This is a genomic window from Salinivibrio sp. MA351 (assembly GCF_001996065.1).
Classification (GTDB): Bacteria; Pseudomonadota; Gammaproteobacteria; order Enterobacterales; family Vibrionaceae; genus Salinivibrio; species Salinivibrio costicola.
In genome coordinates this window covers 130480-139920 of sequence record NZ_MUFG01000007.1, presented here as the reverse complement: position 1 = coordinate 139920, position 9441 = coordinate 130480, and the positions used below count along the sequence as shown (strand labels likewise).

Below are 9441 nucleotides of genomic sequence, written 5' to 3'. Positions count from 1 at the left end.
GATTCGCATCAGGTGAAAGGAAACTCAGCGAACAGCTGTAACGAAAGAGAGGGGAGTTAGCGGGTTGGCTAACGTCGATAATGGGAATCGTCGCTAAAAACAGGCACCTGGTTGTCCAGGAGCCTGTCTGTTAACAGCGTAAGCTGTCGCTGATTAATCCGCAGCTTGATACTAGATTGCAGTGGGCGTGAGTTGTTGCTGTAGCTGCTCAGCCAGTGGAGCGGCCTGGCCGCTGGTCTTGCCCACCACAATGACATTGGCCGATTGTACCGGCAGACTGACCGAGTGCATTGTGCCATCGCTTTTCTCGGCTGGCGCTTGGCTGGCCGATGGCACCACAAACACCGTATAGGTCTGCCCGCTGGCTCGCATCACCATATGCAGTGCGTGTTGGCCACCAAAGCTGCAATGATTAATATAGGTGATCTCGCCTGGCAACTTACTGAAGGCTTTGCCAAAAGGTTGCAATTTGGCGTTCACTTGCTCAACCGTCGCGGCTTCGTTGATGCCCGCAATAAATGTCTGTTCATGATAGTAGTGATCCAGTGCAGTACGATTTAGATCCGGCGTCGTAATGCCCCAATTTAACTGGCCGAGTGTCAGTCCAAACACAAACGCAATGGATGCTGCCATAGCAAGGTACCCACGAGTTCGGCGCTCGGATTGCTCGGTATCGTTGGTTTGTGAAAATAGAATTTTATCGGCTAAGTCCTCAGGCACATCAACGCGAAGCGCTTGGTCTATTTTGCTATCGAGATTGGCGACATCCTCGGCATAGCGTTGATGACGGGGAGAGGCCGCCTTCGATGCCTGTAGCTCGGGATCAGACGGGTCGGCCAAAAGACGGCGTCGAAATTCAAGATCGTCCATACTGTTGGCCTCCTGCTGTTGGATTATCAAGCGCTTCTTTGAGTTGTGCACGGGCCCTAAATAAGCGTGTCATCACGGTGTTTTTATTTAAATCTAACAGTTGCGCAATTTCCTCACCGCTAAAGCCGACAATCACTTGGAGCACCAATGGTTCGCGATATTCCGGGGCGAGGGCGGCGATTTGTCGATGTAACCAGCGCTGCTCCATTGAAGCTTCTTGGCTGGGACGGGTTTTATCTTCCCATTCTCCGTCTTGTATATCGACATGATCGTGCTGTTTACGCTCAAAACGTCGTGCGTTTTCTCGGCGCAAAATAGTGATCAACCAGGCTTTCGCTGCCTTCTCGTCGTGCAAACTGTCCAAGGATCGCCAGGCACGCAGGCACGTCTCTTGAACTAAGTCTTCGGCGATATGTGGATCTTTGGCCAGCCAATAGGCATACCGGTAGAGATCACGGTGCCAAGCGCGTACCAATGCCTCGTAGCGGGCTTGTCGAGTCATGCAGGGTGAACCTTTTTTATCGATGCGTCCGTCTATAGACCGAGTGATTTGTCATTTAATTTCAGCTTAGGTGAAAAATCGGCACAAGTTTGATCTGTTTCAATATTGAATCCCTGCAAATCGGTAAAGTTAATCCTGTCGTTATCGGCCATGTGTCGACACTCGTGAGGTTGAGTGAACGGCGTTTCCTTTTTGAATGATATGACTTTCTGTTCGGATCTGGGTGCGGGAAAAGCACTGCACACTTCCCAGATTATCGTTTTGCTTTCCAATCTTTTTTGGGGCTCACGCTAGCGTGTAGCCCCTTTTTTTATGCCGTAGTTTCTTTTCAATCTGCTGTTATTAAATCACTCTCGGTACAGGGCACACGGAACTGTGCGCTTGTTGGCAATCTTACCAATCAATTAAAACGGGTGTTTTAAGCTAGTAACAATTTGGTTACAATCATGGTCAGACCTGTAGAACATCCTAAGGAGCAGTGATGACGTCTCAGCAACATCTTAAAACCGGCAATGGCGATCGTATTGCCATTGTGTCTGGGCTGCGTACGCCATTTGCGCGCCAATCAACCGCTTTCACTGATGTGCCAGCGGTTGATTTGGGCAAAATGGTGGTACAAGAACTGCTGAACCGCAGCAGTATTTCCCCAAAAGACATTGATCAAGTGGTGTTTGGGCAGGTAGTGCAAATGCCTGAAGCCCCCAACATTGCGCGAGAAATTGTATTGGGTACGGGGATGGACATTCACACCGATGCCTACAGTGTCACCCGTGCCTGTGCGACCAGCTTTCAAGCCGTCGCCAATGTGGCAGAAAGCATGATTGCAGGCAATATCCAAGTGGGAATTGCCGGGGGCGCGGATTCGTCATCGGTCTTGCCGATTGGCGTAAGCAAAAAGCTCGCCCGTACCTTGTTAGATTTAAGCAAAGCGAAAACCATGAGTCAGCGCTTAAAGCTGCTCAGTAAGCTATCGGTTAAAGATTTAGCCCCTGTACCACCGGCCGTCGCCGAATACTCAACCGGCCTCAGCATGGGGCAGACCGCTGAGCAAATGGCGAAGTCACATCAAATTTCACGAGGCGATCAAGACGCACTCGCGCTTCGCTCTCATCAGCTTGCCAGTAAAGCGTGGGATGAAGGCTTGCTTAGTGATGAAGTCATGACGGCGTACCCTGAGCCATACAAAGCGTGGATTGGACAAGATAATAACTTGCGCCCCCATTCCACCCTGGAAGATTATGCCAAATTACGCCCTGCATTTGACCGTAAACATGGCTCTGTGACCGCGGCAAACAGTACGCCGCTCACTGATGGTGCGGCGGCAGTATTAATGATGCCAGAAAGCCGTGCTAAAGCGCTTGGACTCGAGGTCTTAGGTTATATACGCTCCTACGCGTTTTCGGCGATTGGCGTACAAAAAGATATGTTGATGGGCCCTTCGTATGCGACCCCGATGGCGTTAGACCGCGCGGGGATCACGTTGGCGGATCTGACCTTGATTGATATGCACGAAGCGTTTGCCGCGCAAACCCTATCGAATGTGAAAATGTTTGCCTCTGATACCTTTGCCCGTGAGCACCTCAATCGTGATCGCGCCATCGGTGAAATTGATATGGACAAATTCAACGTGCTGGGCGGCTCGCTTGCTTACGGCCACCCCTTTGCTGCTACAGGCGCGCGCATGATCACTCAAACACTGCGTGAGCTTAAACGTCGTGGTGGAGGATTAGCGCTTAACACCGCGTGTGCGGCTGGTGGGCTAGGTGCTGCAATGATCTTGGAGGCAGAATAATGACAACCGATAATACGCAAGCCTTTACGCTAACGATTGCTGATAATCACATTGCTTGGCTGACCATTGATGTGCCTGGCGAGAGCATGAACACCTTGCAAGCGAGTTTTGTCGAGGGCGTTTCAGCGGTGCTGGATCAACTCGAGGGCAATAAATCGGTTAAAGGACTGGTGATTCACTCTGGCAAACCGGACAATTTTGTCGCAGGCGCTGACGTGCGCATGCTAGAGGCGTGTGAAAGTGCCGAACAAGCGAGTGAGATAGCGGGACAAGGACAAGCCTTATTCTCACGCATTGAAAAACTGCCTTTTCATGTGGTGGCTGCGATTCATGGTCCTTGTTTAGGCGGTGGGTTAGAGTTAGCTCTTGCCTGTCACAGTCGGGTTGCTACTGATTGGGATAAAACGCGACTGGGCTTGCCGGAGGTGCAACTTGGTCTGCTCCCCGGATCGGGCGGTACGCAGCGTTTACCGCGCTTAATAGGCGTCCCGGATGCATTGGACATGATGCTAACCGGTAAGCAGCTTCGGGCGAAGAAAGCGAAAAAACTCGGCGTGATTGATGATTGTGTTCCGAATACGGTTCTACTTGATGTCGCCGAAGCGTTGGCGCAAAAGTCCAAGCCGAAACGCAGCCGGACATGGCAAAGCTGGATGTTAAGCGGAAATTCGGTAGGGCGTAACCTCGTCTTTGATCAAGCGGGTAAAAAAGCGCGTGCCAAAACGCGGGGTAATTATCCGGCAGCGGATGCTATCTTAGCGGTGGTCAAAAAAGGCCTAGATAAAGGACTAAAAACAGGTTTCGCGGAAGAAGCTCGACAGTTTGGCGAGCTGGTGATGACGCCTGAATCAAAGTCATTACGCAGTCTCTTCTTTGCAACGACCGCGATGAAAAAAGAAAATGGCGCGGACGCTGAGCCAGGTCAGGTTGAACGAGTCGGTGTTCTCGGTGGTGGCTTGATGGGGGCGGGCATCGCCCATGTCTCCGTTGCCAAAGCCGGTTACCCCGTGCGAGTGAAAGATGTCAGTGAAGACGGCATTTTAAACGCGCTTCGCTACAGTTACGCGTTGCTCAACAAAAAGCGGAAACGCAAGCAAATCAGTAAAGCTGAGTTGCAAGCGACCATGATGCAACTGTCTGGTGACACACAAGCCACGACCTTGTCGAATTCTGACGTGGTGGTTGAAGCGGTGTTTGAAGATTTATCGCTAAAACACCGCATGGTGCAAGAGATGGAGTCGATAACAAGTAAAGACGCTATTTTTGCCACCAATACCTCTTCATTGCCTATCCACCAAATTGCCGAAGGCAGCCAGCGGCCAGAGAAGGTTGTTGGCTTGCATTACTTCAGCCCGGTGGAAAAAATGCCTTTAGTCGAGGTAATTCCACACCAAGGGACCAGTGATAAGACGATATCTACCGTGGTCGAGCTTGCTCGCAAACAGGGGAAAACACCGATTGTGGTGGGGGATAGCGCTGGATTCTATGTGAACCGGATTCTTGCCCCGTACATGAACGAGGCGGCGCGTGTGTTATTGGCTGGCGAAACGATTGAGCATATCGATAATGCATTGCTCGACTTTGGTTTCCCGGTCGGTCCTATTACGTTGCTTGACGAAGTGGGTATTGATATTGGGGCTAAAATTGCGCCAATTCTCACCCAGGAGCTGGGTAAGCGCTTTGAAGCGCCAGATGTCTTTGATGTGCTGTTAAATGATGACCGTAAAGGGCGTAAAACCGGTAAAGGCTTTTATCGCTACGATGCCAGTAAAAAAGGCAGCAAAGGTAAGCAGGTTGATAAAAAGATCTATAGCTTATTGAACATTAAACTCAATGCGAGTTTGTCGGGTCATGAAGTGGCCCAGCGTTGCGCGCTAATGATGTTGAATGAGGCGGCACGTTGCCTCGACGAGGGCGTCATTCGCTCGGCACGAGATGGCGATATTGGTGCAATCTTTGGCATTGGCTTCCCGCCATTTTTGGGCGGACCGTTCCGCTACATGGATCATATTGGTATCGAACGTGTGGTGAGCTTGCTCCAAGCGCATCAAAATCGTTACGGTGAACGGTTTGCGCCTTGTGAACGCCTGTTGGTAATGGCGAAAGAAGGCGATGTCTTCTATCCCGATACCGAATAAGCGCGTCGCTTAAAAAAGAGCGAGCGCCAAGCAAAAAAACAGGGCCACAAAGCGCGGCCCTGTTTTTTTATATTTTAACGGTAGGTTAGTCTTCACTGCGCCGACATCGTGCGCGGAAAGCCTCAATATCGGTAATCGGGTAAGCGCCGTCTAAGGTGGCATCGTCTTGGTGGTCAATGCCACAGCTGTGCATCACAAGTCTATCGGCGGTTCTTGGTTTTAAGGTATTGACCACGAAGCGTACCATATCAGCGCGTGTGAGCTCAGCCATGGCGTCGGCCACTTGCTCGCGACGTTGATAGTGATAATCTTTGTTGCCAATACTGATCCAGTAACGTTGCGCGCGCGCGCGTAAATTATTATCTGGCTCTCGCACCTGGGCGAGTAGGCTCTGTTTGCTGCTCTGCCAACGCGATTCGCTCATCTCCAAGAGCACCATAAAAAACGCATTCAAAAAATCGTCAATCGCTCCCATTAATAACTCAGGGCCTGCCAACGGCGATTGCACGTAAAAAATCAATCCAGGGTGACGATTGAGGGGTAAATTGTTCGCGCCAACCATATAACCAAGTTGTTGTTTAGTCCGTAATTCGTTAAAAAAAGCGGACGACATGAGATGGTTCGCGAGGGTATAGGTCGCCACTGCCTCTGGGTCGGTAGATGCGCTTTGATAATACACCAAGAGTGCGGACTCCGCGTGTCCAAGTGTGCGCTCATAACTGACGGTGCCCACACCGTCGAGCAAGGTCAGCGGTCGTACTGATTCTTGATAGGCTTGCCCTTCTACGCGTAGCGCATCTTTCACGGTGTTGGCCAGTGCTTGCGTATGGTTTAGGTGCCAATTGCCATAAACAAACATATCGACGTGGAGGGTAGCGAGCATGGCCTCGACAAATTCAGGTAGATCGCGCAACGTCACCGTCTCTAAAGCGCTTAAAAGGGCATGATACGGTGGGTTATTGGGTTGTAGTAAGCCAGTCATGCTGTTGTATAGTTGACTGAGTGGTTTATTTTTCTCAGCATTTTCCCAGCTTCGTTTAAGCTGCGCTTTGATCGTTTCAAACCGTTCGGGATTAAAACTGCGCTGAGAAAATCGCTGCAAAATGAGCTTGAGTAATAAAGGTTGCTTATCGTTAAAACCACTGAGGGTTAATGTCACGCCACCTTGGTGCGCATACAAATTGTAATTCATGCCCGCAATTTCGGCCTGATACGCTTGCTCATTCAGTGCTTCTAATAACATCTCAACGCTAAGCCGGGTCATGACAATATTTTTAACCGTCGCGACCGCATGTGGGCTATCAATGGCAATATAGACATGTCCTTTCGGCACGCGGAAGTGTGGCTCTTGGCCATGCCAGAGACGAAAGCCTGGCAGTGTCTCGACTAAGTGCGGGGTGTCACTTTGGTCGGGCTCAACGGGGAGCGGGTGCAGTGCATCGGCAATATAGGGGTTTGGATCCGGTAGGGCGAGCGCTGGCGATGTCGAGTCTGTTTTCCATTGTGCGATTTGCTTAGCAGAAAACCGTTTGATGGAATAAGGCGTTTGATACCAGTCCGCTTGCTGGTCATGGCTAAAGCCTTTTGCCACCAGCATCACTCGAACGTTATCGACGCTCATATGCTGCAACATGGTTTGAATTTGAGTGTGATCGAAGCCGGCCATCATATAATCCCCATACAAGAGATCGGCCGGTGCGTAATGGTGCATATTCATGACCAACTGACTCACGGTATCAATAGGGCGAAGTGCGTCTTGATAGTGAAAAGCTAACTCTTGCACTTGCCGCTTTTCCTGATAGCGCCAAGCTTGGACACCGTTCTGTCGAATCAATGCGATCGCTTCAAAAACATGGGTGATGATATCGTCGATGTGGCTTAAGCCCAATTCGGTGAGCGCAAAGCCAAGTGTAAACTCGCGAAAGTCTCGCCCACTGATCCCACCGCCTGCTGAGAGTGTGTTGATATAGCCTTTATTTTTTAATAAAGACATCAGGCTACCCGGGCCTTCATAACCGAGCAGATGGGCAATGTAAGATAAAGGCTTGGTACGGTATTGATCAGGGCTTTCTGGCACGGAGAAAGCGAGGGTGAGTTTGCGCACCTCTTTAAGCGGCGCAATGGTGACCCATTGATGGCGCTCGGCCTTGGTCACTAGCGGTGCGTCAACGGTAAGCACGGGATAATCATGATTAGCAATCGCGGCAAAATATTGCTGGGCCAGCGCCTCAAGGTCATCGAGCGATTGTGGTCCGGTGAGCGCAACCGTCATCAAATTCGCGCTGTAATTGGCGTGATAAAATGCGATCAAATCATCGCGCACTGATTGATCCGGACGGTCAGCCAATGTTTCTACACTACCGACGGAGAATTTGGCAAACGGATGCTGAGGATTAATGGTTTCTTTGTGAACTTGATAGATACGTCGCACATCATCATTGAGCTTCATGCGATATTCAGCGTCAACCGATTGACGTTCCTTATCCACGGCATCTGCGTCGAAGCGCGGTGAAATAAAGAAAGCGCTGAAGCGATCTAAGGCGGGGGCGAACTGATTGGGACGAATATCGAAAAAGAAGGTGGTATTTTCTGTCCCCGTCCAGGCGTTGTTATGGCCACCATGTTGGCTGATAAATCGCTGAAAATCGCCAATCACTGGGTAAGGCTCAGTGCCTAAAAATAGCATGTGCTCGAGAAAGTGAGCGAGCCCTTGTCGGTCTACCGGATCATGAAAGTGCCCCACATTGACCGACAAGGCCGCGGCGCTGCGATGCGCCTGTGGATCGTTGATCAGTAAAACACGCAATGCATTAGGCAGCGTGATATAACGGTAGTGTTTGTTGTCGTTTGGGCTGACGTACACAAGCAACTCACTTTTAAAGTAAATAAGTTAAGGTTAAGTATGACTACCACTGACCAGAGTCGCAAACCACTTATTTGGTCTTTGGTGTTTTACCTTGGTAGCATGCAGCAAATCTCAGTATAGAAGTGTGGGTATTAACGCGATGAAATTGATCATAATGCGTCATGGCGAAGCACAAGCTTTCGCGGCCAGTGATAGTGAACGCGGATTGACCGCGCATGGCGAGCAACAAAGCCAACAAATGGCAACCTGGCTCCAGCAGCAGCTTAACGGGCAGGCCATTGATAAAGTACTCGTCAGTCCGTATTTACGCGCGCAACAGACATGGCAGGCATGTGCGCCTCTATTGCCTGCCGCTGGCGAAGTACTCACTGAAGAGGGTATTACGCCGTATGGAAACAGCGATCAGGTCCATACGTATCTAAGCGCGATGATAGAGGTAGATAATCCCGGTGTGATTTTGTTGATCTCACATTTGCCGCTGGTTGGCTACTTGACCAATGAATGGGTAAAAGAGGGCCAACCGCCAATGTTTGCCACCTCGGCAATGGCGATCATTGACGTTGACACAGCGACGCAACAGGCGTCACTGGCTACCCTGATGTCGCCACGTCAGCTCGGACGCTAACGCTCAGGCACTTCGATTAATACCAAGAGGGCAGCATCGCCACCAAACTCGCGTGGCGCTTGATGAAACGCCATCACGCTGGGATGCTGGGCGAGCCAGAGGGGGATTTTTTCTTTGAGGATGCCTTTACCAATACCGTGCATCACGCTGGCACAGCCGGTCCCCTCTTTGACGCACTCGGCGAGCATCGCCCCGAGCTCTCGCTTTGCCTCGGTTTGGGTCATGCCATGTAAATCTAAATAGATATCGGGCACATAGACGCCACGACGAAGCCGTTTGACTTCGTACTTAGAGACGTCTTGCCGCGCATAGTGCATGGGCCCTGACTCCGTTAAAAGTGGCTCAAACTGATCGGAGAAATAAAAGGCATGGTCGCTACTTTGCCGCTCAAACTGGCGTTGTTTACGTGGTTTGCTCATCTGGCGTTGTGGCGGGTTTATGGTATCCTGCTCCAACTTTTTTGCGCCTTTGACGGCATCACGGAATAGCGCTAACTCCTCTTCCGTCATCGATGGTTTTTTGCTCATAAAAAAACTGTCTCCGAGGTAATAGGCTCATTGTACAATCAGCCAGCTCAAAATGCTGCTTATTGTACTGACCTAGCGTCAAAGGGCGACCCCAAATTGCATGAAGCCGATGGAGGCCAAT

At 50.6% G+C, this 9441-nt stretch carries 7 protein-coding genes; 3 read left to right on the top strand and 4 right to left on the bottom strand.

The window, feature by feature from the left end:
- Positions 1-171 precede the first annotated feature (171 nt).
- Entirely contained in the window at positions 172-870 is a 699-nt protein-coding gene (locus BZG78_RS06255; RefSeq protein WP_077660679.1) for a DUF3379 family protein, read from the bottom strand.
- The gene (locus BZG78_RS06250) at positions 857-1372 is read right to left on the bottom strand and encodes a sigma-70 family RNA polymerase sigma factor (RefSeq protein WP_077646324.1); all 516 of its coding nucleotides are present in this window, start codon (positions 1370-1372) and stop codon (positions 857-859) included. The genes BZG78_RS06255 and BZG78_RS06250 overlap by 14 nt, the downstream gene beginning before the upstream one ends.
- A 481-nt stretch (positions 1373-1853) precedes the next feature.
- Here BZG78_RS06250 and fadI point away from each other — a divergent pair, with 481 nt between their 5' ends.
- Positions 1854-3164: an acetyl-CoA C-acyltransferase FadI gene (fadI, locus tag BZG78_RS06245; RefSeq protein WP_077460329.1), complete on the top strand. Its 1311-nt coding sequence runs from the start codon at positions 1854-1856 to the stop codon at positions 3162-3164.
- Complete coding sequence (gene fadJ, locus BZG78_RS06240; protein ID WP_077660678.1) at positions 3164-5302, top strand: fatty acid oxidation complex subunit alpha FadJ; 2139 nt, start codon at positions 3164-3166, stop codon at positions 5300-5302. Before fadI ends, fadJ begins: the two co-directional genes overlap by 1 nt.
- Positions 5303-5387: 85 nt before the next feature.
- On the opposite strand, the gene BZG78_RS06235 is transcribed toward fadJ, so the two are convergent.
- Positions 5388-8165: an insulinase family protein gene (locus BZG78_RS06235; RefSeq protein WP_199877167.1), complete on the bottom strand. Its 2778-nt coding sequence runs from the start codon at positions 8163-8165 to the stop codon at positions 5388-5390.
- 142 nt (positions 8166-8307) lie between these two features.
- Between BZG78_RS06235 and sixA the strand changes: the two genes are divergently transcribed.
- Positions 8308-8793: a phosphohistidine phosphatase SixA gene (gene sixA, locus BZG78_RS06230; protein ID WP_077576265.1), complete on the top strand. Its 486-nt coding sequence runs from the start codon at positions 8308-8310 to the stop codon at positions 8791-8793.
- On the opposite strand, the gene smrB is transcribed toward sixA, so the two are convergent.
- The gene (gene smrB / locus BZG78_RS06225) at positions 8790-9320 is read right to left on the bottom strand and encodes an endonuclease SmrB (RefSeq protein ID WP_021023101.1); all 531 of its coding nucleotides are present in this window, start codon (positions 9318-9320) and stop codon (positions 8790-8792) included. The genes sixA and smrB overlap by 4 nt on opposite strands.
- Positions 9321-9441: the final 121 nt, after the last annotated feature.